Consider the following 24,806-nt stretch of genomic DNA (forward strand, 5'->3'; position numbering starts at 1 on the left):
GGAATGGATACGCGCGCTCCCTCCTCCCGTCGTCCCTGCGAAAGCAGGGACCCATAACCACAAACGGTTATTGCTGCGCGACGGCGGAACGACGGGTCCCGTTCACGACACAGGCCGCGGAGTATGGGTCCCTGCTTTCGCAGGGACGACACCGAATGTTGGGGCGGATCGCGGCAGGTGAGACTGCAAGTGTGCGAAACTAAAGCACCTGGTGCACGTCGATCACCACGCGGTCCGCATGCCGTGCCGCCGAGCCGACGAAGATGTGCTCCATCAGCCAGCGATACTTCTCGTGCCCGGTCTCGAATTTCGGCACGGTGCGGAAATAGATCAGCTTGGGATCGACCGGCTCGCCGCGCTTGAGCTTTTGCAGGAGCTCGACCGGGCCGAAGCGCATGCCCTTGTTCTCGACATAGACGACGGCGCCGTCGTCGGTCTCGAAGGCATATTTCGCTTCGAGATCGATCAGCTCGTTGGGGCGGATGGTCTGGAAGTCGGCGCCGAACGGCAGCACCTTGCCCGTGATCGCGCCCGTCACCTCGCCGCCGATGATCGGGATGATGCGCCGGACGCCGATCCCGGTCTCGCCGGCGGTGACGACGTCACCGATGCGGGCGGTGACGGTGAAGACGTATCTGGTTTCAAGCTCGGGATTCATGGGCCTAACCAATCATGCGCTGCGGCAGCCAGGTCGCGAGCAGAGGGAACAGGATCAGGATCACCAGCCGGATCAGGTCGGTGATGACGAACGGCAGCACGCCGACAAAGATCGTCGACATGTTGACGTCCTTGATCACGCTCTTGATCACGAACACGTTCATGCCCACCGGCGGAGTGATCAGCCCGAGCTCGACGGTCATGACGACAATGACGCCGAACCAGATCGGGTCGAAGCCGAGGTGGATGATGACCGGGAAGATGATCGGCACGGTCAGGATGATCATCGCCATCGCGTCCATCAGGCAGCCGAGCACGAGATACATCACCATGATCAGCGCCAGCACGCCGTAGGGACCAAGGCCAAGGCCGGTGAGGAGCTCCGTGACCTTCTGCGGCGTCTGCGTCACCGTGAGGAAATAGCCGAAGATCAGCGCGCCGATCAGCACCGTGAACACGGCGGCGGCGGTGCGCGTCGCCTGCAGCAGCGATTGCAGGATGCCTTCCCTGGTCAGCTTGCCGCGCAGGATACCGATGATGAAGGCGCCCACCGCGCCAACCGCGCCGGCTTCGGTCGGGACAAAGAAGCCGCCATAGAGCCCGCCGATCACGAACAGGAACAGCAGCAGCGGCGACCAGACGTCACGTAGCGCGACGAAGCGCTCGTGCCACGACGCCTTCTTTCCCGCCGGCAGGAAGCCGGGCCGCGTCACGCCGATGATGCCGATCGTGATCATGTGCATCAGGATCGCGAGCAGGCCGGGAATGATGCCCGCGATGAAGAGCTTCCCGATGTCCTGCTCGGTGATGATGCCGTAGACCGCAAGCACCGTGGAGGGCGGCAGGATCGCGCCCAGCGTGCCGCCGGCCGCGATGACCCCCGTGGCAAAGGACTGCGGGTAGCCGAAGCGGCGCATCTCCGGGTAGGCGACGGCGGAGAAGGTCGCGGCGGTCGCAACCGACGAACCGCAGATCGCGGCGAAACCGCCGCAGGCACCGACGGTGGCGATGCCGAGACCGCCCCGCAGATGGCCGACGAAGCCGTTGGCGGCGCGGAACAGCTCGCGGCTCATGCCGGAGTTGCTGACGAAGGATCCCATCAGCAGGAACATCGGAATCACGCCGAAAGTGTAATCCGTCACCGTCCGCATCGTGGTCTGGCCGACCAGCTTGAGCGCCGGCGCGAAGCCGGTGAGATAGCCAAAACCGGTGATGCCGACGAGGCCCATCGCCATGCCGACGGGGACACGGAGCAGCATCAGCACGAACAGGCTGACAAAGCCGATAACGGCGACGGTCTCGGGACTGAGGTCGAGACTCATGGCCGTCTACTCCGCGGTCTTGATCTTGGCATCATGGATGTCTTCGGGGTGGAAGATCAGCCGGTAGGTGCGGATCGCGATCAGCAGCACGGCGCAGACGTCGCCGATCCACGACACCAGGAAGAACGGCCAGACCGGCACGCCGAGATCCATGGTGACGATATGGCTGTTCCTGGTGTCGATCACCTTGTCGAACAGCGTCCAGGTCTGCACGGTGACGACGAACAGCAGCACCAGCGTCGCGAACACGTCGATCCAGCGCTGATAGCGCGGGCCGACATTGCCCCAGACCAGGTCCACCGTGATGTGAGTGCCGCGATAGGAGGTCGCCGCGATGCCCCAGAAGATGAGGATGCCGAGCAGGAACTGGCCGAAATTGTAGTAGTCGGGGATCGTCACCGCGAAGAATTTTCGCATGAACACCGCGGTGAAGGTATTAAGCGCGACGACGCCGACGAAGAAGGCCGCGACCCATTCGATCGAATCGATGAAGCGATCCATGAAATTCTTGCGCGCCGGCTCGGGTGGGCCGGTGATGACGCCGTCTTGGGAGACTTCGGAATTGGCAGCCATGCTTCGAGATCCCTCCCGGCGTCATGGCCGGGCTTGTCCCGGCCATCCACGTCTTCGTTGCCGCGCGCAAGAACGTGGATGCCCGGGACAAGCCCGGGCACGACGACCTCATTTGCCTCGGCAGCGCCTTAGATCCCCGCCTCGAACTTCTTCAGCGTGGCCTCCAGATCGGCGCCGATCTTTGCCGCATCGCCGCCGGCCCTTTTCACCGCCTCGGCCCAGCTATCGCGCAGCGGCTTGACCGCCTTCTTCCACTCGGCGAGCTGATCCGAAGTCAGCGGATAGACCTCGTGGCCTTCCAGCGCCTTCATCTTGGTGCGGCCATTGGCTTCGAAATCGGTCCAGGGGTCGGTGACCTTGGAGGCCCATTCCGGCGTGCAGTGGTCGTCGATCACCTTCTTCTGGGCAGCCGACATCGAATTATATTTGGCGAGGTTCATGTTGTAGGTGAACACCGTCGAATAGAGCGGCACGTCCATGTGGTACTTCACCACCTTGTCGATGCCGAACAGGAAGATCGAGCCCCAGGGGAAGGTGATTTCGTCGGCCACACCGCGCTCGATCGCATCGCGCGATTCCGGCGCGGAGGCCTGCACATTGGTGCCGCCGAACATCTTCACCATCTCGCCGATGGTGCTCTGCGCGGGCCGCACCTTGACGCCGGAGAGGTCGCTCGGCAGCACGATCTTCTTCTTGCCGTGCAGCGCACCCGGATCGTGGATGAAGGCGAAGCACAGCTTGGTGTCCTTCATCTCGGTCGGCGCATATTTGTGGTACCACTCGTTCAGCGCCAGCGTGCCCTTCTTGCCGTCGGAGAAGGTGAACGGAAGCTGGCCCGCGGCCGCGATCGGGAAGCGGCCGGGCTGATAGCCGGGATTGACATAGGTGACGTCGGCGATGCCGTCGCGCGCCATGTCGTAATGGTCGAAGGCCTTGCCGAGCTGCTGGGCCGGAAACACGGTGACCTTGATGGTGCCGCCCGATGCCTTCTCGATGTCGGCGGCCCAGGCCTGGGTCGCCGGCACCAGCGGATGCGCCGGCGGCACCCATAGCGACACCTTGAGATTGACGGTCTTGTCCTGCGCGACAGCAGGTCGCGCAGCCGGCACGATGGCGGCGGCCATCAACACCGCCAACACTGTTTTCCTCATCACGTCTCCTCCTCTCCAGGGCGAGCTTGGTGCCCGGCCTCATTACTTAACATGTTATCTAATTCAGACGGATATTCAAGACGAAATCCGCCGGGCGGACGCCTCGTCGCACCCTCCGCCCCGGTCCCACGCCGCCGCATCTTGCGCTGCGGCGAACGTGCGTCGCGCGCAAATCCGTCTTGCCAAAACCGTTATATGATATAGTTGCCTTGGCAAGTTGACGGCGCGGGCACCGGCTAAAAGCCTATCCGATCGGGAGGACAAGGTATTGCGGACAAAAGTAGCAATCATTGGTGCAGGTCCGGCCGGACTGTTGCTTGGGCAACTACTTCATACTTTCGGCGTAGACAACATCATTCTTGAGCGGCAGACCCCGGACTATGTGCTGGGACGGATTCGCGCCGGGCTGCTCGAGGAAGGCACCGTGTCGCTGCTCGAGAGCGTCGGTGCCGCTTCCCGGCTGCACCAGGAGGGCCTGATCCATCACGGTCTCGAACTGGCGTTCGGCGGCGCGCGGCACCGCATCGATCTGCATGGCGCGACCGGCAAGACGGTGATGATCTACGGCCAGACCGAGGTCACGCTCGACCTGATGGATGCCCGCAAGGCGGCCAGCCTGACCTCGATCTACTCGGCGGCCGACGTCAAGCCGCTTGATTTCGACACCGATCATCCGCGCGTCACCTATGTCAAAGACGGCGTCACCCACACGATCGATTGCGATTTCGTCGCCGGCTGCGACGGTTTCCATGGCGTCAGCCGCGCCAGCGTCCCGTCTTCGGCAATCGAGGAGTTCGAGCGGGTCTATCCGTTCGGCTGGCTCGGCATTCTCTCGGAGACGCCGCCGGTCTCGCCGGAACTGATCTACAACAACCATGCCCGCGGCTTTGCGCTGTGCACCATGCGCTCGACCAAGCGCAGCCGCTACTATGTGCAATGTTCGCTCGACGATCATGTCGATCAATGGCCGGACGACCGCTTCTGGGACGAATTGAAGCGCCGGCTCGACCAGGAGGCGGCCGACAGCCTCGTCACGGGCCCGTCGATCGAGAAGAGCATCGCGCCGCTGCGCAGCTTCGTCGCCGAGCCGATGCGCTTCGGCCGGATGTTCCTATGCGGCGACGCAGCCCACATCGTGCCGCCGACCGGCGCCAAGGGATTGAACCTCGCTGCCAGCGACGCGCATTATCTGTCGAGCGCGCTGCGCGAGTTCTACGACGAGAAATCCACCGCCGGCATCGATGGGTATTCGGCGAAGGCGCTGGCACGGGTCTGGAAAGCCGTGCGTTTCTCCTGGTGGATGACCTCGATGCTGCACAAATTCCCCGACGAGGGCGAATTCGCCGCGCGCATCCAGATCGCCGAGCTCGACTACCTCGTCAGTTCGAAGGCGGCCTCGACCTCGCTGTCGGAGAATTATGTGGGACTGCCGTTCTGATCACCGACTGCCGGCTTCGTCATCCCGGCGGCGCAGCAAGCCTCGAAGGATGCACGGCCCCGCCGGTGGCCGTCGATCCCTCGAGACAGCGCTACGCGCCTCCTAGGATGACGGGACGTGATGCCTGTGCTTAGGCAGCCGCCACGGCCGGCTTCGGCATCAGCCAGGCCAGCACCAGCGCGATCAGCAACAGCGCCGGGACGTCGCCCAGCAGGTGACCGCGCTCGGCCTCGTCACTGACCGCCTGCACGGCCATGATGCCGCCATGCACGACGCTCGACCACACCGTGAACCAGATCAGGCTGCGGTGCTGCAGCGGATCCCGCGCGGCGAGCAGCAGGAATACGCCGAGCGTCGCATAGATGCCGACGATCATCATCGGGTAATGCGAATGGCCGTGGCCCCAGGACCAGCCGGACGGCCAGAGCTGGAACAGCGGATAGACGGCGAAAATCGCGATCAGACCGACCACGACGAGCGCGATGCGAAGATAGGTCAGGCGGGTCACGGCCGACATGGTCTCTCCTCATGCCATGGACGCGGCGCGAAGCATGTCACAAACTGCGGCGGGATGCGCGTGAACTGCGTCACGGTTGGGAAGCGGCCGCGATGCTGATATTGTATCCCGCACCCGGCGCGAGCGAGCTTCAAACAGCCGTGCAAATCCCGTTTAAAACTTTGTAGGCGGTGAAACCGTCATCGACATCGCGTTCAATGGCATCAACGCAACGTCATATGCGAGCTTCAGATGACCACCGATACGCAAGTCGTGCCCGACAATCCCCAAGACGTCCCTCAAGGCTTCGAGCCGCTGTTCCGCAAGAGCCCGCTCACCGAGCCCTGGGAGCCGCTCTACCAAAAGAAGACCGAGCGTGCCGTCATCATCGGCCTGCGGCTGGCGAGGCCACATACCAACGGCCGCGGCCTGATCCATGGCGGTCTGATCGCAGCCCTTGCCGACAACGCGATGGGCTATAGCTGCGGCCAGGCGACCGGCTGGACCACCTCGTTCGTCACGATCTCGCTCGCGGTCGATTTCGTCGGCTCCGCCAATGTCGGGCAATGGCTCGCGATCGAGAGCGACGTGATCAAGACCGGCAGCACGATCTGCTTCGCGCAGAGCCTGATCAAGGCCGACGGCGTGACCATCGCGCGCGCCAGCGGCACCTTCCGCGTGGTGCCGAAGAAGCCGCCGGTGAGCTAGTCGAAATACCAGTCGGTGATCTCGGTCACGATATCGATGAAGGTCCGCACCTTGGCCGACAACAGCCGCGTCGTCGGATAGACGACGTGGATCGGCACCGCCGGCTGCTCGAACTCGGCGAGCACGATCTGGAGCCGCCGCGCCTTCAGCGATTCGGCGGCCTGATAGGCCATCACCCGGGTCAGTCCGCCGTCCTGCTCGGCGTACTGGATGGCGGCGTCCGAGCTGTTGCTGGTGAAGCGCGGCGTAGGGGTGATGCGGACTTCGCGGCCATCCTCCATGAAACGCCAATCCGGCGTCGCGGTCATGGCGCCGAACTGGATCGTGTCGTGGGCGGTGAGGTCCGCCGGTCGCTTCGGCTCGCCGCGACGCTTGAGATAGCCGGCCGACGCCACCACGATGCGGCGCATCCGGCCGACATGCCGCGCCACCAGCGTCGAATCCGGCAGGTGCCCAAGCCTGACCGCGAGGTCGACGCCGTCCTCGACCAGATTGATCCTGCGATCGGACAGCCGCAGATCGACGCCGACGCCGGGATAGCGCTTCAGATAGGCGCTCACCACCGGGCTGACATGGAGCCGCCCGAAGCCGAACGGTGCCGAGATCACCAGCCGCCCCTCGGGGCGGGTGCGCTCGTTCTCGACCGCGTCGTCGGCCTCCTCGACATCGGCGAGGATGCGCCGCGCGCGCTCGAGATAGCGTGCGCCGACGTCGGTCAGCGTCACCTGCCGCGTGGTTCGCTGCAGCAGCCGCGCGCCGAGGTGCTCCTCCAGCGCCGCGATCAGCCGGGTGATGGCGGACGGCGACAGGCCGAGCTTGCGGGCGGCGGGGGCAAACCCCTCGAGGTCCGCCACCGCGACGAAGGCCTGCATGGCGTCGATCCGGTCCATGGCACTATTGCATAATTGGCAACAGTGAAGTGTCAATGCACAAGATTGCTTACGATCTAGGAATGTCCATCTTAAGCAGTGAGGACAACCGCTTAAGGCGCCCGTCACGGGAGGCACCGATGTCAGATGGTCACAGCTATCCGAGCGACGTCGCATTCAGTCCGGCGGTGAAGGCGATCCAGACCCGCAAGGGCTCGCGCGCCACCTACGCCGAGCTCGAGGCGCATGGCGGCTGGCGCAGCGAGATCGACGAGAACCTCGCCGGCTTCCTCAGCGAGGTCAACAGCTTCTATTTCGCCACCGCTTCAGCCGACGGCCAGCCCTACATCCAGCACCGCGGCGGACCGAAGGGGTTTCTCAAGGTACTCGACAAGCAGACGCTGGCCTTCGCCGACTATGCCGGCAACCAGCAGTTCATCACGCAAGGCAATTTGACGGAGAACCCCAGGGCCTACATCTTCGTGATGGATTACGCGCACCGCCGCCGCGTCAAGCTGTGGGGTGAGGCGAATGTGGTGGAGGACGATCCGGCGTTGACGCGCGCGCTGATGCCGAAAGGCTACCGTGCGCGGCCGGAGCAGGTGATCCTGTTCAAGATCGCGGCCTGGGACACCAACTGCCCGCAGCACATTCCGCAGAAATTCGACGCGGGCGATGTCGCCGCGGCGCTGGCGGCGCGCGACCAGCGCATCGCCGAGCTCGAGGCGGAGCTCGCCGCATTGAAGGGCCAGCCCGCTCCTGCCGCGCCGGCCCAGGCATGATTCGGAAAAGTGCGAAGCGGTTTTTCGGAAGGATCATGCCCCGAACTAAACCTAAAGCGCGATCGCGCTTTAGGCCGCCTGCTGCTGCAGCGGCGCCCAGGCGAATTCCGGATAATATTGCCGCATCATCCGGCCGACATAGGCGGTGAGATTGTCGAACTTCTCGGTGCGCTCGCGCAGCGGCGAATCGAAGAACGGGGTGAGGATTCCCGCCAGCGCGCCGAACGCGGTGGCATCGGTGCCGCACGGCGCATCACCCATCAGATACGGCTTGTCGCCGAGCTGGACCGCCAGCGCGAACAGCGAGCGGATCGCGAGATCGACGTCTTCGTCAGGTCCGTGGCGGCCAAGCCCGCTCAGCAGATAATTCTCGGCAACGCGGAACTGGGCGTCCTCGCGCATCTTGTCGCGCATATGCTCCGGCGCGCCGTCGAAGAAATGCGCAGGCCCCTTGGCGAAATTGACCGGATCGACCCAGCGCGCGCCGACCAGCGCCCAATAGACGTGATGCTCGATCATGCGCTCGAAGGCCCAGGCCTGCGCGCGTTCCTGCAACGAGAGCCCGGCATCGAAATCGAAGCCGTAGCGGCGCTCGATATGGGCGCGGATGAAGGTGGAATCGGCCACCGCCTCGCCGCCGTCGTCGATGAAGGGCAGCTGACCCTTGGGGGACGCCGGCGGCATCGCCCGCTCCTTCCGGTAGGGCAGCCCCGCCATCTTGAGCTGCACTTCCGTCTTAGTGACGAAGGGGCTGATTTCCGGCAGGCCGAAGCCGGCGCCAAAACCGTAAAGCGTAATCATATGAAGCTCCCGATCGCCTGTGGTCGTGAATTGAAGCTAGCCGTCCCCTGCTGCCAGCATGGTGTCAGCAGTAGTGGCATTCACTGTCGAACGGGCCGACGGGTGCGAGGCGGCGAACCGCCTCGCGAACGCGCTTGACCAGCCGTGCCCGCCCGTAGGACCAGACCGTGCTGATCGACTGTGCGATCAGCGCGACCAGGGCCCAGCGCAGGTCGCCGGAAGTGGAGTAGACCGTGACCAGCTGTTCCAGCGCAAAGTCTTGCGCCTGCCGGAAACCGAGTTCGTCAAGATTCGTCATGGACAAATTCCCTTCACTTGAGGTGTTGTCCTGATATAGCCCCCACCTGCTGCCAACATGCTGTCAGCAGTAGCCGGCCGGGGCCCAGAAAAGCCTGCGCACCGAGAGAGACGAGACCCGTCAAGACACTCGTCAAGACGGCTGCCGAAACAGCTACCGAGACACTCGACCAGACACGTGCCAAGAGAGCGATCGAGAGAGTTGCCATGAGACGCGCCGACCGGCTGTTTCAAATCATCCAGGTGCTGAGGCGCACGCGGAAGCCGCTGACGGCGGACGCGATCGCGGCCGAGCTCGAGACCTCGAAGCGCACGATCTATCGCGACATCGCGACGCTGATCGGCCAGCGCGTGCCGATCCGCGGCGAAGCCGGCATGGGTTACATTCTGGAGAAAGGCTTTGACCTCCCGCCGCTCATGCTGACACCCGACGAGATCGAGGCGGCAGTGCTGGGCGCGCAATGGGTCGCGGGCCATGCCGACTCCACGCTGGCGCGCGCGGCCGAAGACTTGATGGCCAAGATCGCCGACACAGTGCCTGAGCGCCTGCGGCCTTTCGTGCTGGAGCCGGCGAGCCGGGCGCGCTCGGCCTGGAACCGGGAGCCCGACCGCATCGACATGGTCAGGACCCGCAGCCAGATCCATGAGGGCAAGAAGATCACGCTGAACTATCGCGACGAGCATGGCCGCGATAGCGAGCGCGTGATCTGGCCGATTTCGGTCGGCTATCTCGAAGCAGTCCGGCTGCTGGCGGCCTGGTGCGAGCTGCGCGGCGACTTCCGCAGCTTCCGCACCGACCGCGTGGTCGAGGCGACCTATCTCGACGAGAAATATCCGGAGCGGCGCGACGTGCTGCGCGCTGGCGCCGCAGCTTGGTCTGGGAAGCGCCGAGGGACACCTGATGGCTGACAACGCGACCGACGCAGCCGACGCAAACCCCTGCCAGTCCTGCGGCGCCTGCTGCAGCTATTCGGAGAACTGGCCGCGCTTCACCATCGAGGACGACGCGCAGCTCGATCTGATCCCACCGCAATTCGTCAACGCGCGACAATCAGGCATGCGCTGCGAGGGCGATCGCTGCTCGGCGCTAGCGGGCCGGGTCGGAGAAGCAACGCGCTGCGAAGTCTATGCGGTGCGGCCGGAGGTATGCCGGACCTGCCAGCCGGGCGACGCGGAATGCGCGATGGCGCGGCGCCGGCACGGGCTGCCGCTCATCGCGAGCGCGCAGCCGATCTGACCAGACGTTACGCCGTGACCCTGTCGCTGACGTCCTCGTCGTCGAGCTCGTCATCGACGATCGGCGCGAAGGTCGTCAGCGGCTTGGTCGACAGCGTGATCGGCTTGCGCCCACCATGCGAAACGGTCGCGGCGCGGGCCGGCTCGCGCGACAGCGCGTAGAGCGTCGAGCCGACGCGGCCGCCGTTCTCGACCAGGTCACGCTCGCTGCAGCTTGCTGCGATCGCGACCGCCAGCGAGTGCAAATGGCTGCGGCGGTAGCAGAACAGCGCCAGCCTGGCCCTGACGTCGGGCGCGACATTGGCAACCAGCAACGAGAGCCCGTTCGGATTGGCGCGGTACATCTGGCCGAGCAGATCGTCGGCAACCGGGCAGGCATCGTTCTCGAAGGCGTCGCGGCTTGAAAACATTTGCAAATCCCCCTCGATCGGGAAGATGCCGCGTAATCCTCTAACGAAAGGTTAACCACGGCTTCCGGTCGCTTCCGGAGGGCCTTGCCCGTTGCGCGCGAATCACATCCGCCCGCGTCGCGGGCATCTGGATTCCTGGTCCCAGGATGTGAGGAAAGGCGCGCGAAACCCGCTCAGTTCGCGGCCATATAGATCGACAGCGCGAAGCCGGTAAGGTGATGCAGCGCCTGGTCGACGCCGATCAGGGTCCAGAACCAGGGATGCCCGGATTCCAGCGTCACGCCGAAATGCGAGGCGCAGATGCCCTTAGCCCGATCGACGATGATGTGGATCACGAAGTCGATGAAGGCGACGTACCAGAACCGCGGCGCCACCACCAGGATCAGCGCCAGGGCAACCGCGAGATGGACCAGGCAGTGCGCCAGCAGCGGCAGCGCCCAGCCGGTCTTCTGATCCTTGCCGATCGCCATCCAGGCGTTCTGCAGCATGAAGTCGGCGATGATGTGCTTTGCGGTGAGAAGCAACATCCATCCCACCAGGGCACCAACCGACACCGACGATGACATGGAGGGAAACAACAAGCTGACGCCCTTTTACTTCGATGAATGTGATTGCAAGAAATCCGGGTCAGGCCGTCAGCACAATTCCGCAAACCGAAGCGTGTCTCATTTATGACATCTCCGGCGCCGGAATGCACCTGCGCCTCCTCGAAAATCACATCTCGGTCCGACCGTCGATAGTGGCAATGGTCATGTGGCATCGCGGCGCAGGCCGGCCGAGATTAAGGTTACGGCCGGCAGCCGGTTTGCATTCCCCCCGGGGAGGTATATCGTCGGCAACATAGGAAATTTTCTTTCTTTTATAGCCATTTACGGATTCACCGGGCAGCGCCGCGCCGATCGGGTTACGGCAACGGGCCGTCCCGGACGGGTGACGAGCCAGGTAATCAGCCATGAGTGCCGAAGCCCCCTCGCCTGCGCCGATGCCGCCGCGCCCACCGGTCGCCAAACCGGTCGTCAAGACCAACCGCGCGCAGATCATCATCTTCACCCTGCTGACGCTGCTGCTGAGCGCGGTCACCGTGATCGGCGGCCGCCTCTGGCTGCGCAATTCCGAAACGCTGGTGTTCGCGGTCGGCGATGCCAAGGGCCCGGAGGCGAAATTCGCCGCCAAGCTCGCCACCGTGCTGAAGAACAATTCGTCACGGCTGCGGCTGAAGATCACGCCGAACCCCGACAACGCCAAGGCGCTGGCGCAATTCGATCGCCGCGACGCCTCGCTTGCCATCCTGCGCACCGATGCAAGGGTGCCGCCGCGTGCCCGCGCCATCGCGATCCTCGAGCATGACGTGGTGCTGGTGCTCAGCCCCGGCGGCAAGAAGATCAAATCGCTGAGCGAGCTCAAGAAGAAGCGGATCGCGGTCGTCGGCGACGGCGAGAACAGCGTCAATTTCGTCCGCAGCGCGCTCGAGATTGCCGACAGCCCCGACGCGGCGCAGCGGGTACAGCAGGCGCCGCCGAACACATCTTTCGACAAGCTGTTCGCCTCCGGCTTCGCCGCCGTGATCGCGATCGAGCATGCCTCGAAGATCGTGAAGGACAAGACCTACGAGCAATATGCCAAGCGCGCCGGCGGCTTCACGCTGAATGCAATCGACGCGGCCAAGGCGCTGGCGCGCAAATACCCGGCGATTTCGGAGGAGACGGTCTCGACCGGCATGCTGTCGTCCTCGCCGGTGATCCCCGATGACGAGGTCGACACCATCGGACTGGAATGGCTGCTGGTCGCGCAATCCTCGATGTCCACGACGACAGCCGCCGAGCTCGCGCGCATCATCTATGAGAACAAGTCGGAACTCGCGCTCGACGACGGCTTCGCCTCCAAGATCGAGCCGGCGGCGACCGACAAGGACGCCTTCATCGTCGCGCACCAGGGCGCCGCCGATTACATCAACGACGACACCAAGTCGTTCATCGACAAGTACAGCGACCTGATGTATGTGGGCGTTGCCGCGCTCAGCATCATCGGTTCGATCTTCGCGGCGATCTACGCCAAGATCACCCGCGTTGCACCCGAGAAGGCCAGCGAGCTGGCGGGCAGGATCCTCGACATCGGCGAGCGCGTCGAGCACGCTACCTGCGCCGAGCATCTCGACGAATTGCAGGACGAGCTCGAGGCGATCCTGCGCGGCGCGGTGACCGGCCTGCGCGACGGCACCGTTTCCGGCGACGGAATGGACACGTTCAAGCTCGGCTACGAATTGGTCCGCGACGAGATCGCACTGCGCCGCGATCACCTCAAGCGCCACCCGGCGACGCCGGACGAGAACCTCGTGGTGGTGAAGGCGGCGAATGGGTGAAACCAGGCCGTTGGTCACGCCACAAATACAACTGTCGTCCCTGCGGTCGCGCCACATGCACCACTGTCGTCCTGGCTTTCGCCAGGACGACACCGCCTATATTGAACGGCCGGTGAACCATACATCCGCGCTCTCGCGACATGCAGCGGAGCGGGCTACTTACCCGACCGCCGTGTCCGTCGGCGTCGCAGCGGCGTCGAGCTGCCGTCCCTCGTGATCCATATGCAGGTAGTTCGGGTTGAACAGGCCGGCCTGCATCAGCCGCTCGAGATTGGGGACGACCAGGGTCTTTCCCTTGAGTACGATCAGGCCGCCGGCGCGCAATTCCTGCAGCGTTCGGTTGACGTGAACCTTGGAGAGCCCGGTGGCATCGGCGAGATCGCCCTGGGTCAGCGGGAAATCACAGCTGTCGCCCTGGGTCAGGCCTGCGGCACGCAGCCGGAGCCAGATCTCGCACAGCAGATGGGCCATCCGCTCCAGCGCCGTTCGCTGGCCGAGGCTCATGGTCCATTCGCGCTGGATCGCCGCGTTGACCAGGGTTTCCCACCAGAACGCGGTCACGATGCGCGGATGTCCGGCTGCGACCTTGTCGAAGAATTCGCGGGAGAGGTCGGCGATCGACACAGCCGTGACGGTACCGATCGAATGGTCCATCTCGCGCAGGATGAAGACGTTCACATCGCAAATGTCGCCGGGCAGGAAGAAAGCCACGATCTGACGCCGGCCGTCCTCGAGCTGCTTGTAGCGATAGGCCCAGCCGGACAGGATCAGATGGACGTCCTTCGGCTTCTCGCCCTCGCGGACGATGTCGACCCGCGGACCAAAATGGCGGACGCGCTCGGTAGACGCGCGATTGAGAAGGACCTGGTCTACCGGCGAAAGCCGTGCAAACTGCTCCAATTTCCGGACTAGCGACGCCAACGATTGGTCTCCCGCATGTTTAATCGGGCAACTGCAGGACCGACTTCAATTACGTATGTTACCTTGCACAGCTATTGACGTATGTTCACTAGTGTACAGACGTCCCAAGGATGCGACGGTTACATCCCCGAGCATCACACACACCTCGGCTCCCGGTGGGTACCACCGGTGAAATACGGGTCCCCCGCTCAAGGGGACGTCTAAGGGACGTTCAGACGAACGGCACGCCGTAGTAGTCGTTCACCGCGCGCGTGGTGCCGATATCGGACCAATTCCACTCGCGCTCGCTGCCGTATTTCGGCGCGCCGCGCAGCTGGCTCTCGGTGACGCCGGTGACATAGCCGCCCAGCCTCGTGTCGTATTTGAGCGACTGCCAGGGCAGCGGATAATGGTCGTTGCCGAGACCGAGAATGCCGCCGAAACCAAGCACGGCGTAAGACACCCGCCCGCTCTTCTTGTCGATCATCACGCGTTCGATCGAACCGATCCGGTTGCGATCGGCGCCATAGACCGCCGTGCCCTCGACCTTGTCGCTGCCGATCAGATTTCCGACCTCCTTCTCGTCCATCGCCATGTCAATTCTCCATTGATCCTTCGACGCCAACGGTCGACCCGGGTCATCGTTCCTGCCGCATTGCCGCGATTGCTGCAGAGCGGAACGACGTTCAGCCCGTTGGAGGATCGCCGCGGTCGTCCGATGTCATGCCGGATCCCGGCGTCTTGTCGGCATCGTTCAATTTCGGATCACGCGTCGCTTCGCGCGCATTCGACTTTCGCGGGTCGGTCTTCTGCGCGGCCTGCGCGCGCTGCTTGTCGGCCGGCTGCTCCTGCCCCTTGTTGTCTTTCACGATGCCCTGATTGGAATGTACCATTGCTTATGTCCTTATTGTTTCCTTGGCTGCCTTGCTGGAAGACATGCGGGCCCCGGCGATCAAATTCGCCGAGGCCCGTCACCGGAGTGGTCCACCGCCTTTCGGGGAGCAAAGCAGCGAACGCACGGGTGTTACGCAGAGCGCCGAAGATCGTTCCTGCGATCTTCGCGATCCCAGGTCGCGATCTTGGGTCGCGATTTTGGGTCGCGATTTCGGGGCGCGCGGTTTTTCAATTCGACCGATGTCATGGGTTAACGACGGCGTCCGGGGAACAAGCCTAGTATTGCTGTTCCAGCTCGGAGACGGCATGATCAAGAAGAAGCGCAACAGGTCGCGGCCTCCCGGATCGTTCGAAAACCGCTTGCAGAAATTCGCCGAAGATTCGCGCATTGCGGCGCGCAAGCTGCCGCCGGGACGGGAACGCGAAATGCTGATGAAGAAGGCCAGACAGACCGAGACTGTGATGGAAGTCAGCGAATGGCTGACGTTCCGCAAGTAGCCGCGAGTCGCAAAGGAGAGCTGCGATGATCGAGGAACGGTTTGACTCACGCACGCTCTTCGCCATGAACGCTGCGCTCGATCGCGTTTGTTCAGACGCAGCTCACGGCGAGGAACATGACACCCGCCGCCGCGTTGCCAGATACATCATCAAATGCGCCAAGAGCGGCAGGACGACGCTCTCCGAGTTGACCGAAGCCGGACAGCAGGCGCTGGCCAAGGCCACCGCCGCGGCGGGATAACCGGCGCAACTGCCCTGTTGCCCTCGGCCCTCAGCAGAGGCAGCTACGCATGCGCATTGCAATCAGCATCGGCCTGCTGGCCTTTTTGGCCGCCGTCGGCGCCTACGCCTATGAAGGCCTGACTGTGGACGCTCCGGTGCCGGCCTACGGCATCGTGGTGTTCACGATCGGCATTGCGGTTCTGGCTGCGGTTTGCATCGGCCTGATGGGCCTGTTGTTCTATTCCAGCCGCCGCGGCTACGACGAGCCGCCGCACATCAAGCGGTAGGTGTTCTCCGCTTGCGGCGCTATGGGTTGCTTCGCTTCGCGCGCAATGACGCGGGAGCTATCACCGTCACCTTGAGGAGGCCGCAAGGCGGCCGTCTCGAAGGGCGAGGGCCCATCTGTGGCCGTGCATCCTTCGAGGCTCGCCCAGCGGCGCAATTGCGCCGCAAGGCTCGCACCTCCAGCGACAAAGGCTTCGCCTTTGCGCGGGGATGACGGGTCCAGCACTGGAAATCCCGTTCAATGCGAGCCAACCGCCGGTGCCCGGGCGCGGATTTCCGCGATCTTGCGCTTCAGCGCTGCCTGCCGCGGATCTGGCATGGAGGCTGCGCGCGCTTCCGTAATGGCGCCGGCAAGGTCGGGGAGCACGAGCACGCCGTCGAAGGTCGGCTTGGCGAGCCCGTCGATGATCACGTGCCAGTCCGCGATGCCCTGGCGGTAGGGATCGCCGTAGCCCTGGACCATGGTCGCGGTCTGCACGAGCGCCGGGGCGGCGCCCGGCTGCTTGGTCAGGCTGCGGTCGATCATGTGCAGCCAACGCTCGACCCAGACGCGCTCCCTGGCATAGCGTCCCGAGAACAGCCGCCAGCGCTTCAGGCCCGCCTCGATCCTGAGCCGGCGAACGCTGAAGCGGTTGTTGGCGCTGAAGCGGATCGAGATCCGGCGACGCCGCCAGCCGAATTGATCCAGCACGCCGAGCACCGGATCGGCGACCACTGCCGGCAGGGCGTCGATCAACTCGTCCAGGCGAAACTTCTTGACGTCGTCGGCCGAGCGCGCCGCAAGGCCGCCCACCGCGTTGACTTCGCCAAGCTTGAGCTGCGCGATGCGGATCGCGTCCTCATAGGCCATGCGCTCCGCCATCAAGCGGGCGATCTCGGCAAGCAGGGCGTCGTCGACGCCGCGGCGGCCGACGAAGCGCTTGAGCCGGTCGATATAGAGCTGGGCGTAGCTCGTGCCCTGATAGGCGATCAACAGATTGATGGCCTTGGTGACGGCCGGCCCGAGATGGTCCGGGCAGGCGTCGGGCAGCACCGGCGGCCCCTCGTCCTCATCGCCGATGATGTCGGCAAAGAGGTAACGGAGCGAAGCCAGGAGACCGTCGTCATCCGGCACTGCGGCGCCTCCAGAACTCGTCACGGGGCTCATGCAGGTTTTGGCTCCGCAACCTGTGGGGTCGTGTGCTGCGCGAGTTGCTGCTCGAGCGTCGAGATATTCTGGAACAGACGGGCGCTGGCGAGTCGCAGAAAGTAGAAGCCGAAGGCCGGGTTCTGGACGTAAAGCTGCTCGACCTGGTCATAGGTCACCGACAGCACCATGCCGGTCTCGACGCACTCCAGCGTCTGGGTTCGCGTGTTCGACGGCGACAGCATGCCGAACTCGCCGACGAGGGCGCCGACCGGCAGCTCGATGCCCGATTCGACCAGGCGGAAGCGGCCGCTGACAATGTAGAACATGCTGTCGGCCTTCTCGTCCTTGTAGAACAGGACTTCCCCCGCGGTGCATTTGCGCTCCGTCGTGAACGGCCTGAGCCAATCCATCGACAGATCGCTGTTGACCGATCTTTTCACGTTGCGGACAAGTTGCAGCATCTGGTGCAGCCGATAGGTGTTCACCGGCAGCAGCACGGCATGCAGAATCAGCGTCGCGTAATTGTGCGTCGGGATCGCGGTCGCGATCAGGATGATGTTGGTCAGGATGGCGAACACGCGCAACGGGATCATGGTGCGCATTGACAGCGTGGCGACCACGAAGATCGAAGCGAAGAGACTCCCGGCGGCGCCGGCGTGCTGCGCGAGATGTGAGGTATCCATCGGAAACCAGCCAATTCTCAAGAAGTGAATAAGATCGTCTTATTAGTCGCTTCATTCCTGCCCTGGTTTGCCTGCCCGAATCGCCTGCCTAGTCACACAGGAGTCGCAGCGGCGAACCAGCATCCCTGATATACGGGGAAAAAGCGACGTTTTGTCCGATTTCTCACATTCGCGGGCGCAAAATCGGGCCAACATGGTTAGGCCTTTCGTCCAACTGATGGGTCTTTCGCCGCGAGCATCCCGCCATGGCCTGCGCGTTGACGGCCTCAACCGGGAGAGGCACGTTGTGACATCGGCTCCGCCGTTCGCAGGGCCTCAATTCCAGCAGTTCATCGACAGGCAAGCTCCGTTCCGATGTCCAAGCGGCTCGTCCTTCCGGCCTTGACGCGCTTCGTTTCCGCCACCGCCGGCCGCAACATGACCACGGCGGCCTATGTCGCCGTCGCGGCCGGTGTCGCGATGATGACGCTGCTGACGGTCGCGCCGGCCCATGAGGCGGCGCCGCGCTGGGTCGATGCGCTGCTGTGGGCCTGCCTTGCCTATTTCGTATTCGAATGGCTGGTGCGGCTGCGCCACATGGGGCGGCAGGGCAAATTCTGGTTCTACGCGCTGTCGAGCGCCGGCGTGGTCGACGCGATCGGCGCGCTGGCCGTGCCGGTGGCCTTGCTGTCCGGCGTCGAGCCGAAGACCGCCTGGCTGCTCGGCGTGCTCTGGGTGCTCAAGGTGGTGCCGGGCATTCCCGGCCTGCGCCAGCTCCGGCGCGTGCTGGTGGTGGAATCCGGGCCGCTGCTCAGCGTGCTCGTGATCTTCCTGATGGTGGTGTTCCTGGCCTCCGTCGCGGAATATTTCCTGGAGCGGGACGTCCAGCCGCAGACCTTCGGCAGCGTGCCGGCGGCGCTGTGGTGGGCGGTGGTGACGCTGACCACGACCGGCTATGGCGACGTGGTGCCGATCACCCCGCTCGGCCGCGTGGTCGCCGCCATGGTGATGATCTCGGGCCTCGGCGTGTTCGGACTGTGGACCGGTATCCTGGCGACCGGCTTTGCCGCAGAAACCCGTCGCGACAATTTCTTGAGAACCTGGGAGACCGTCAGCAAGGTGCCGTTCTTCGCGCATCTCGGCCCGGCCGCGATCGCCGACGTCACCCAAATGCTGCGGACCATGGACCTGCCGCCGCGCACCATGATCATCCGCAAGGACACCAATGGCGACTGCATGTATTTCGTCGCCGCCGGCGAGGTCGAGGTCGACCTGCCCGGGCGCAAGGTGAAGCTTGGCGAAGGCGAGTTCTTTGGCGAGATGGCATTGCTCGGCAACGCCAAGCGCGGCGCCAGCGTCTCGACCAGCAAGGTGACCAGGTTGCTGGTGCTTGACCTGGTCGATTTCCGCCTGTTGATGGCAAGGCATCCCGATCTCGCCGAGACCATCGACGCCGAGGCCAAGCGGCGCGAACGTGAGAATCAATAATGATGGAGACCAAGATGGCTGACGCGGCCGACACCGCCAGCGGACCCGTGCTCGAAATCGCGGGCCCGCGCGCCACCATCCGCCTCAATCGACCGAAACATCTCAACCGGCTCCAGGCGGAGGATCTCGGCGAGCTGACGAGGCTGTTCGACCGGATCGAGGCCGATCCCGATATTCGCGTGCTTGTGCTGACCGGCACCGGGCGTGCCTTCTCCGCCGGCTACGATCTCAACTCGGTGGCGGAGCGCGCGGTCAGCGCGAGCGAGCAGCAGAGCGCGGGCTCGGCTTTCGAGGTGGTCGTCAACCGGCTGGAGGATTTGGGCGTACCGACCATCTGCCGGCTCAACGGCGGCGTCTATGGCGGCGCGACCGACCTCGCGCTCGCCTGCGATTTCCGGATCGGCGTCGATAGCGCGGAAATGTTCATGCCGGCGGCGCGGCTTGGGCTGCATTATTACCCGAGCGGTATCAAACGCTACGTGACGCGTCTCGGCGTGGACAACGCGAAGAAGCTGTTCCTGACCGCACAGAAGATCGGCGCACCGGAGATGCTGCGCATCGGCTATCTCACCGCGATGGTGCCGGTGGAATCCCTCGACGAGGAAGTCGACAAGCTCGCTGGCGTCCTCGCCGGCAACGCCCCGCAGGCGATGCGCGGCATGAAGCGCGCCATCAACGAGTTCGCCCACGGCGAGTTCGATGAAGCCGCCGCCGACCAACGCCACCGCGACAGCATGCGCGGCGACGAGATCAGGGAAGGCATCAAGGCGTTTGCCGAGAAGCGGGCGCCGCGGTTTTAGCGATTGGTCGCACGGCACACTCCCCTTCACCCTCCCTGGAGGGGGAGGGTCGGGTCACATGGAGCGCAGTGGAATGTGAGACGGGGTGGGGTGATCTCTCAGCACGAACGGTGCCCGAGTGGAGAGATCACCCCACCTCGGTTCGCATTGCATGCGAACCGATCCTCCCCCTCCAGAGGAGGATGAGAGCAGTGCCTCTTCACGCCCGCTTGCTCCGCATCGCGCGGACCTGCGCGATGTCGGGATCCGCGGCGAGTGCCTGGTAGCGCTTGCTGTCGACGGCGTAGAGCGCGATGCGCCCCTCGGCGTCGGCATGGACACCCCAGCCGAAGCGCTTGCCGAGCGGCGAGGCGCGCATGCAGGCCTGGCCGCGCGAGAAGAACGTCTCGCGGGCGAGGCAGCGCGCCTTCTTCGCGGCTTTCGCATCGAGCGCGCGGCCGGCCGCCGACGTCGCGAACACGACGTCGTCGGAGGTGTACTTGTAGGGCGCGCCCGCGATCATCCGGTATTGCAACACGGCGACCGTCGGCTGGCCGCCGCGCAACTGCGGCTCCTCGCCGCGCTGCGCCGGGCAGTCCTCCGCGACGCGGATCAAGGTGTTGAAGCAGTTGGTGCTGTGCAGGACTTTCGCCATCGGCCCGATCCGTATCACACTCCGGCGGCCGCCGCATGCTGCGCCGCCATCTCGGCGTCGGCTGCCGTGATACGCTGGAACGCCGGCCGCGCCGTCATGCGTTCGGCATAACGGACGAACACGTCCTTCTTCGGCACGATGCCGAACATCATGGTCCAGCTGAACGCGACGCCCCACAACACGTCGGCGGCCGTCATGCGCTCGCCGAGCAGATACGGGCCCTTCGACAGCTGTGCCTCCAGCGCACCCAGCATGGTGTCGTAATCGGCATAGGGCGATTGCGTGATCGGCGCCGGCTCGCGCTGCATGAACTTGTCGATCAGGGCCGGCTCGAACGATGATCCGTAATATGCGATCCAGCGCAGATAGGGGCCGCGCAGCGGATCGTTCAGGGCGGGCGTGAGGCCGGCCTGCGGAAACAGGTCGGCGAGATAGATGGTGATGGCGACCTGCTCCGTCACCAGCGCCTCGCCGTGACGGATCGCCGGCACCTTGCCGAGCGGATTGATGGCGAGATAGGCGGGCATGCGCTGCTCGCCGGCCTTCATGTTGAGAACGTGGAGATCGTAAGGAGCGCCCAGGTCCTCCAGCAGCACCCGCGTGCCGGTGGCGCGCGTCTGCGGCGAATAATACAGCGTGATGCGGTCGGTGGGGGCAGCGGTGCTCATGGTCGGGTCTCCTGGCGCCGTCGGGGGCATGGCCTCTTTAATGACTGCCTATACCTGACATCTTGTGTCAGGTATGATTTGGCCATGCGCGCGAGCCGGATGCTGTCGATCCTCACCACCCTCCAGGCCAGGGGACGGGTCACCGCGCCCGAGCTCGCGGAGGCCTGCGAAGTCTCGGTGCGAACGATTTATCGCGACATCGACGCGCTCGCGGCGTCCGGCGTTCCCGTTTACGCCGACCGCGGTGCCGAAGGCGGCTATCGCCTGCTCGACGGCTATCGCGTGCGGCTGAACGGCCTGTCGCAGAGCGAGGCGGGCGCGCTGTTCCTGGCGGGATTGCCCGGCCCGGCCGCAGCGCTCGGACTCGACGCCGCGATGATCGCCGCGCAGAACAAGCTGATGGCTGCCCTGCCGGAGAACCTGCGGCCCAACGCGCGAGGGATGCAGGAGCGTTTTCATCTCGACGCACCGGGCTGGTTCGGCGAGGCGGAAGACCCAAAGCACCTGCGCGCCATCGCCGGCGCCGTGCTGCGCGGGACGCTGATCAAGATCCGCTACCAGAGCTGGCGCGCGGAGAAGCAACGCCGCGTCGCGCCGCTCGGCCTCGTGCTGAAGGGCGGCAGCTGGTATCTCGCCGGCCAGGTCGACGGCAGCGTGCGCACCTATCGCGTCGCGCGCGTGCTCGACTGCGCGGTGCTGGAGACGCCGTTCGCGCGGTCCGCGGAGTTCGACCTCGCCGCCTATTGGCGCGCCTCGATCGAGCGGCTGGAGGCCGAGCTGCATCCGAACGAGGCCACGGTGCGGCTGTCGCCGCTCGGGCTGAAACTGTTCGATGCGCTGGCCCACCCTTACGTGAAGGCGCGGATGCAGCTCGCTGATGGTACCGACGCCGACGGCTGGCGGCTCGCCACCATGCCGGTCGGCAAGACGGTGTGGCATGCAGCGACCGAATTGCTGCGGCTCGGCGCCGAGGCCGAAGTGGTCGCGCCGCCAGAGTTGCGCGAGAAGATGGCCGAGCTGACGGGCGCGATGGCCGCCCGCTATGCCGACGCGCCGGCCCGCCGCGCTGCCCGCCGTTAATACCGGCTATCGGAGCTGATGACGAAGCGATCGAAAAAATTGATCGGCAGGATCTCGAACTTGTCCAGCGTCAGCGTAATCCCGGTCACGAAGTCGACGCCCTTGATGGTGCCCTCAAGGTCGATCCGCCGGCCGCGGCGCAGGCCGCGGGTTTCCGGATGTTGCTCGATGTCGACATAGGCATAGATCGGATTGTCGAGCCGGGAATGGCGATGCCAGCCGCGCTGCAGGAAGCTGAATTGCAGCACCGAGCCCGCGCCCCAGTCGATCGCGTCGAAGAAGCGGGTCTTCCAGGCGACGGGCTGCCCCACATAATGCGCCGCGATGAACGCGTCGCGCTCGAGCGCAGGCAGACGGTGCAGCTGCCAGCTGATCTCCGCCGGCGTCAGGGAGGCGTTATTCGCCATTGTTGTTCTTGTCGTTTCTTCTTGCAGCTCTTCTTGTCCTCGGCGGGAGGGTGAACCGACCTTCCCGCCTTGAGGAAATTATACATCGACGAATGTGACAGTATCTTCCACGGTCGCGCGCGACGTGCGGTAGCTGTTCACCTTGTGCGCATGATCGGCATAGCCGAACGAGATACCGCAGACAACCCGGCGATCGTCGGCCAGGTTGAAATGACGACGGATCAGCCCGGAATGGCGCGCGATCGCCGCCTGCGGGATGGTGCCGAGCCCGAGCGCCTGCGCGGCCAGCATGAAATTGCTGACATAGGCGCCACAGTCGATCGCACCGTAGATGCCGAGCGGCTCGTTGGTGTGAATGATCGCGACATGGGGCGCGCCGAAGAAATTGTAGTTCTCCAGCGCCTGCCTGGCATAGGCCATCTTGTCGCCGCGCGCGATGCCGAGCGTGTTGTAGAGCTGGAAGCCGCTTTCGCGGCGGCGCTCCAGATAGACCCCGACATATTCGCGCGGCGGCGTGAAATCGTAATCATCGCCAAGGCCCTTTGAGGCCTCCGCGTAGATCGCCTTGCGAAAGCGCTCCTTGGCCTCGCCGCTGGCGATGATGACCTGCCAGGGCTGGCTGTTGCACCAGGACGCCGTGCGCTGCGCGGTGGCCAGAATGTGCTCGATGACCTCGCGCGGCACCTCGCGCGGCTGGAACGCGCGCACCGAGTAGCGCTCGTTGAGCAATTCCTCGAGCGCGCCGATACGGTCCTCGGTCGGGTAGCGCGGCTTGGTGGTGGCATCCATGCTCAGCGCCCCTTGGTCGGGATCTTGTTGTAAGGCACGTCCTTGTCGACGCGAATGTCGCCGGGCAATCCCAGCACACGCTCGGCGATGATGTTGCGCAGGATCTCGTCGGTGCCGCCGGCGATGCGCATCGAGGGCGAGGACAGCAGCATCTGCTGGAACTGGCCCTGCACCGTCTCCTCGTCGTTGCCGGTGAGAACACCGGCCGCGCCCTGGAGGTCCATGGCGCAGGTCGCGATGTCCTGGAGCATCAGGCCGGAGACGAGCTTGCCGATCGAATTCTCCGGGCCCGGCCGCTCACCCTTCGACAGCGCCGAGATCGTGCGGTAGCTGGTGTATTTCAGTCCGTTCGACTTCGCCGCCCAGCTCGCGAGCTTCGAGCGCACGGCGGGATCGTCGATGGCGAGTCCGTCCTCCAGCATCAGATTGGAGCAGAACTCGAACATCTCAGGCACGCCGGTCGCAAGCCGCGCGCCGATCGACATGCGCTCGTTCATCAGCGTCGTCAGCGACACGCTCCAGCCCTCGCCGACGGCCCCCAGCCGCTGGCTGTCGGGGATCACGACGTCGGTGAAATAGACTTCGTTGAACTCCTGCATGCCGTTGGCCTGCTTGATCGGCCGCACCTCAACGCCGGGGCTCTTCATGTCCAGGAAGAACATGGTGAGGCCCTTGTGCTTGGGCACGTTCGGATCGGTGCGCGCGATCAGGAGTCCGTAATCGGAGTAATGCGCGCCCGAGGTCCAGATCTTCTGGCCGTTGACGACCCAGTTGTCGCCCTTCTTCTCGGCGCGCGTGCGCAAGCCCGCAACGTCCGAGCCGGCCGATGGCTCCGAGAACAGCTGGCACCAGATTTCCTCGCCCGAGGCAAGCTTCGGCAAGTAGCGGCGCTTGGCGTCCTCGCTTCCGAAAGCCATCACGGTCGGACCGCACATGCCTTCGCCGATCTGGAACGGCTGCGTCAGCTTGCCGTAGACGCCCTCCTCCTGCTGCCAGATCACCTTCTCGATCGGCGTGGCACCGCGCCCGCCATATTCCTTCGGCCAGTGCAGGCAGGCCCAATTGCCTTCGAACTTCTTCTTCTGCCAGGCCTTGCCGACATCGACGATGTCGTGGTGAGCGAGCCGGATACGGCCGAGCGAGGACTTCGAGAGCTCCTCTTCGAACTCCTTCGGCGCGTTGGCCGCGATCCACTTGCGGGCGACGGCGCGAAACTCGGCTTCCTGCGGGGTGTCGTCGAAGTTCATGGCT

The 24,806-nt window shown here is 64.6% G+C and carries 32 protein-coding genes; 12 read left to right on the top strand and 20 right to left on the bottom strand.

The genetic code is table 11. The annotated features are described in order from the left end of the window. Positions 1–199: 199 nt before the first annotated feature. The 4 genes from RX327_RS37010 to RX327_RS37025 all read right to left on the bottom strand — a co-directional run bounded on the left by RX327_RS37010 (position 200) and on the right by RX327_RS37025 (position 3,703). Positions 200–658 carry a DUF3237 domain-containing protein gene (locus RX327_RS37010; RefSeq protein ID WP_317248840.1) on the bottom strand — a complete coding sequence of 153 codons (459 nt, stop codon included), beginning with the start codon at positions 656–658 and terminating at the stop codon, positions 200–202. A 4-nt stretch (positions 659–662) separates the two neighbouring features. Next, positions 663–1,979: a TRAP transporter permease gene (locus tag RX327_RS37015; protein ID WP_317248841.1), complete on the bottom strand. Its 1,317-nt coding sequence runs from the start codon at positions 1,977–1,979 to the stop codon at positions 663–665. Between the two features lie 6 nt (positions 1,980–1,985). After that, positions 1,986–2,552, bottom strand: coding sequence for a TRAP transporter small permease (locus RX327_RS37020; RefSeq protein WP_317248842.1), 567 nt, complete (start codon positions 2,550–2,552; stop codon positions 1,986–1,988). 128 nt (positions 2,553–2,680) lie between these two features. Next, a complete protein-coding gene (locus RX327_RS37025) occupies positions 2,681–3,703 on the bottom strand; it encodes a TRAP transporter substrate-binding protein (protein ID WP_317248843.1) in 1,023 nt (340 codons plus the stop codon). Positions 3,704–3,971: 268 nt separating this feature from the next. Here RX327_RS37025 and pobA point away from each other — a divergent pair, with 268 nt between their 5' ends. Beyond that, on the top strand, positions 3,972–5,141 hold the full coding sequence (gene pobA, locus RX327_RS37030) for a 4-hydroxybenzoate 3-monooxygenase (RefSeq protein WP_317248844.1): 1,170 nt from the start codon (positions 3,972–3,974) through the stop codon (positions 5,139–5,141). 130 nt (positions 5,142–5,271) lie between these two features. On the opposite strand, the gene RX327_RS37035 is transcribed toward pobA, so the two are convergent. Then, positions 5,272–5,658 (bottom strand): DUF6632 domain-containing protein, encoded by a 387-nt coding sequence (locus tag RX327_RS37035; RefSeq protein ID WP_050382601.1) that lies wholly within the window; start codon positions 5,656–5,658, stop codon positions 5,272–5,274. Between the two features lie 231 nt (positions 5,659–5,889). On the opposite strand from RX327_RS37035, the gene RX327_RS37040 reads away from it, so the two are divergent. Then, positions 5,890–6,345, top strand: a complete 456-nt coding sequence (locus RX327_RS37040; protein ID WP_050382599.1) for a PaaI family thioesterase — start codon at positions 5,890–5,892, stop codon at positions 6,343–6,345. Here the strand turns inward: RX327_RS37040 and RX327_RS37045 are convergent. Beyond that, positions 6,342–7,235 (bottom strand): LysR family transcriptional regulator, encoded by an 894-nt coding sequence (locus tag RX327_RS37045; protein WP_317248845.1) that lies wholly within the window; start codon positions 7,233–7,235, stop codon positions 6,342–6,344. The genes RX327_RS37040 and RX327_RS37045 overlap by 4 nt on opposite strands. 119 nt (positions 7,236–7,354) lie before the next feature. Between RX327_RS37045 and RX327_RS37050 the strand changes: the two genes are divergently transcribed. Then, positions 7,355–7,996, top strand: coding sequence for a pyridoxamine 5'-phosphate oxidase family protein (locus RX327_RS37050; RefSeq protein ID WP_317248846.1), 642 nt, complete (start codon positions 7,355–7,357; stop codon positions 7,994–7,996). Positions 7,997–8,065: 69 nt separating this feature from the next. On the opposite strand, the gene RX327_RS37055 is transcribed toward RX327_RS37050, so the two are convergent. Together RX327_RS37055 and RX327_RS37060 are read right to left on the bottom strand one after the other, a co-directional pair. Then, positions 8,066–8,797: a glutathione S-transferase family protein gene (locus RX327_RS37055; protein WP_317248847.1), complete on the bottom strand. Its 732-nt coding sequence runs from the start codon at positions 8,795–8,797 to the stop codon at positions 8,066–8,068. A 64-nt stretch (positions 8,798–8,861) separates the two neighbouring features. Beyond that, positions 8,862–9,095 (bottom strand): hypothetical protein, encoded by a 234-nt coding sequence (locus RX327_RS37060; protein ID WP_050382593.1) that lies wholly within the window; start codon positions 9,093–9,095, stop codon positions 8,862–8,864. A gap of 206 nt (positions 9,096–9,301) precedes the next feature. Between RX327_RS37060 and RX327_RS37065 the strand changes: the two genes are divergently transcribed. Together RX327_RS37065 and RX327_RS37070 are read left to right on the top strand one after the other, a co-directional pair. Beyond that, complete coding sequence (locus RX327_RS37065; RefSeq protein ID WP_410712124.1) at positions 9,302–10,003, top strand: helix-turn-helix transcriptional regulator; 702 nt, start codon at positions 9,302–9,304, stop codon at positions 10,001–10,003. Continuing rightward, a complete protein-coding gene (locus tag RX327_RS37070) occupies positions 9,996–10,331 on the top strand; it encodes a YkgJ family cysteine cluster protein (RefSeq protein WP_028336550.1) in 336 nt (111 codons plus the stop codon). The genes RX327_RS37065 and RX327_RS37070 overlap by 8 nt, the downstream gene beginning before the upstream one ends. 7 nt (positions 10,332–10,338) lie before the next feature. On the opposite strand, the gene RX327_RS37075 is transcribed toward RX327_RS37070, so the two are convergent. Both RX327_RS37075 and RX327_RS37080 read right to left on the bottom strand, forming a co-directional pair. Then, positions 10,339–10,740 (bottom strand): hypothetical protein, encoded by a 402-nt coding sequence (locus RX327_RS37075; protein ID WP_317248848.1) that lies wholly within the window; start codon positions 10,738–10,740, stop codon positions 10,339–10,341. A 173-nt stretch (positions 10,741–10,913) separates the two neighbouring features. Further along, positions 10,914–11,267: a DUF3307 domain-containing protein gene (locus RX327_RS37080; protein ID WP_016847469.1), complete on the bottom strand. Its 354-nt coding sequence runs from the start codon at positions 11,265–11,267 to the stop codon at positions 10,914–10,916. 425 nt (positions 11,268–11,692) lie between these two features. Between RX327_RS37080 and RX327_RS37085 the strand changes: the two genes are divergently transcribed. Further along, on the top strand, positions 11,693–13,099 hold the full coding sequence (locus RX327_RS37085) for a TAXI family TRAP transporter solute-binding subunit (RefSeq protein WP_317248849.1): 1,407 nt from the start codon (positions 11,693–11,695) through the stop codon (positions 13,097–13,099). A gap of 159 nt (positions 13,100–13,258) precedes the next feature. Here RX327_RS37085 and RX327_RS37090 read toward each other — a convergent pair whose 3' ends face one another. From RX327_RS37090 to RX327_RS37100, 3 genes are all read right to left on the bottom strand, one after another. Beyond that, the gene (locus tag RX327_RS37090; RefSeq protein WP_050382590.1) at positions 13,259–14,020 is read right to left on the bottom strand and encodes a Crp/Fnr family transcriptional regulator; all 762 of its coding nucleotides are present in this window, start codon (positions 14,018–14,020) and stop codon (positions 13,259–13,261) included. A 211-nt stretch (positions 14,021–14,231) separates the two neighbouring features. Further along, positions 14,232–14,594: a PRC-barrel domain-containing protein gene (locus tag RX327_RS37095; protein WP_317248850.1), complete on the bottom strand. Its 363-nt coding sequence runs from the start codon at positions 14,592–14,594 to the stop codon at positions 14,232–14,234. A gap of 91 nt (positions 14,595–14,685) precedes the next feature. Continuing rightward, on the bottom strand, positions 14,686–14,892 hold the full coding sequence (locus tag RX327_RS37100) for a hypothetical protein (RefSeq protein ID WP_050382588.1): 207 nt from the start codon (positions 14,890–14,892) through the stop codon (positions 14,686–14,688). On the opposite strand from RX327_RS37100, the gene RX327_RS37105 reads away from it, so the two are divergent. Genes RX327_RS37105 through RX327_RS37115 form a run of 3 tightly spaced genes read left to right on the top strand, consistent with a single transcriptional unit; the run spans position 14,879 to position 15,900 of the window. Continuing rightward, positions 14,879–15,391: a hypothetical protein gene (locus RX327_RS37105; RefSeq protein WP_244481668.1), complete on the top strand. Its 513-nt coding sequence runs from the start codon at positions 14,879–14,881 to the stop codon at positions 15,389–15,391. The genes RX327_RS37100 and RX327_RS37105 overlap by 14 nt on opposite strands. A gap of 25 nt (positions 15,392–15,416) precedes the next feature. After that, positions 15,417–15,632, top strand: a complete 216-nt coding sequence (locus RX327_RS37110; protein ID WP_050382586.1) for a hypothetical protein — start codon at positions 15,417–15,419, stop codon at positions 15,630–15,632. 49 nt (positions 15,633–15,681) lie between these two features. Continuing rightward, positions 15,682–15,900, top strand: coding sequence for a hypothetical protein (locus RX327_RS37115; RefSeq protein WP_050382584.1), 219 nt, complete (start codon positions 15,682–15,684; stop codon positions 15,898–15,900). A gap of 236 nt (positions 15,901–16,136) precedes the next feature. Here RX327_RS37115 and RX327_RS37120 read toward each other — a convergent pair whose 3' ends face one another. After that, entirely contained in the window at positions 16,137–17,012 is an 876-nt protein-coding gene (locus RX327_RS37120; protein ID WP_082190437.1) for a DUF6537 domain-containing protein, read from the bottom strand. Between the two features lie 29 nt (positions 17,013–17,041). Further along, complete coding sequence (locus tag RX327_RS37125; RefSeq protein ID WP_028336556.1) at positions 17,042–17,710, bottom strand: Crp/Fnr family transcriptional regulator; 669 nt, start codon at positions 17,708–17,710, stop codon at positions 17,042–17,044. 354 nt (positions 17,711–18,064) lie between these two features. Here RX327_RS37125 and RX327_RS37130 point away from each other — a divergent pair, with 354 nt between their 5' ends. Both RX327_RS37130 and RX327_RS37135 read left to right on the top strand, forming a co-directional pair. Then, positions 18,065–19,177, top strand: a complete 1,113-nt coding sequence (locus RX327_RS37130; protein WP_050382580.1) for a cyclic nucleotide-gated ion channel — start codon at positions 18,065–18,067, stop codon at positions 19,175–19,177. Positions 19,178–19,191: 14 nt separating this feature from the next. Next, positions 19,192–19,977 (top strand): enoyl-CoA hydratase/isomerase family protein, encoded by a 786-nt coding sequence (locus RX327_RS37135; RefSeq protein ID WP_317248851.1) that lies wholly within the window; start codon positions 19,192–19,194, stop codon positions 19,975–19,977. A 199-nt stretch (positions 19,978–20,176) separates the two neighbouring features. On the opposite strand, the gene RX327_RS37140 is transcribed toward RX327_RS37135, so the two are convergent. Both RX327_RS37140 and RX327_RS37145 read right to left on the bottom strand, forming a co-directional pair. Next, positions 20,177–20,611, bottom strand: coding sequence for a DUF6157 family protein (locus tag RX327_RS37140; protein ID WP_028336559.1), 435 nt, complete (start codon positions 20,609–20,611; stop codon positions 20,177–20,179). A gap of 14 nt (positions 20,612–20,625) precedes the next feature. After that, positions 20,626–21,279 carry a glutathione S-transferase family protein gene (locus RX327_RS37145; RefSeq protein WP_317248852.1) on the bottom strand — a complete coding sequence of 218 codons (654 nt, stop codon included), beginning with the start codon at positions 21,277–21,279 and terminating at the stop codon, positions 20,626–20,628. Between the two features lie 84 nt (positions 21,280–21,363). On the opposite strand from RX327_RS37145, the gene RX327_RS37150 reads away from it, so the two are divergent. Continuing rightward, positions 21,364–22,359 carry a YafY family protein gene (locus RX327_RS37150; protein WP_317248853.1) on the top strand — a complete coding sequence of 332 codons (996 nt, stop codon included), beginning with the start codon at positions 21,364–21,366 and terminating at the stop codon, positions 22,357–22,359. Here the strand turns inward: RX327_RS37150 and RX327_RS37155 are convergent. From RX327_RS37155 to RX327_RS37165, 3 genes are all read right to left on the bottom strand, one after another. Then, positions 22,356–22,766 (bottom strand): hypothetical protein, encoded by a 411-nt coding sequence (locus RX327_RS37155; RefSeq protein ID WP_050382573.1) that lies wholly within the window; start codon positions 22,764–22,766, stop codon positions 22,356–22,358. The genes RX327_RS37150 and RX327_RS37155 overlap by 4 nt on opposite strands. A 78-nt stretch (positions 22,767–22,844) precedes the next feature. Continuing rightward, positions 22,845–23,555 carry a nitroreductase gene (locus RX327_RS37160; RefSeq protein ID WP_317248854.1) on the bottom strand — a complete coding sequence of 237 codons (711 nt, stop codon included), beginning with the start codon at positions 23,553–23,555 and terminating at the stop codon, positions 22,845–22,847. Between the two features lie 2 nt (positions 23,556–23,557). Continuing rightward, positions 23,558–24,802: an acyl-CoA dehydrogenase gene (locus RX327_RS37165; protein ID WP_317248855.1), complete on the bottom strand. Its 1,245-nt coding sequence runs from the start codon at positions 24,800–24,802 to the stop codon at positions 23,558–23,560. Positions 24,803–24,806 lie beyond the last annotated feature (4 nt).

This window comes from Bradyrhizobium sp. BEA-2-5 (assembly GCF_032918025.1).
GTDB lineage: Bacteria > Pseudomonadota > Alphaproteobacteria > Rhizobiales > Xanthobacteraceae > Bradyrhizobium > Bradyrhizobium pachyrhizi.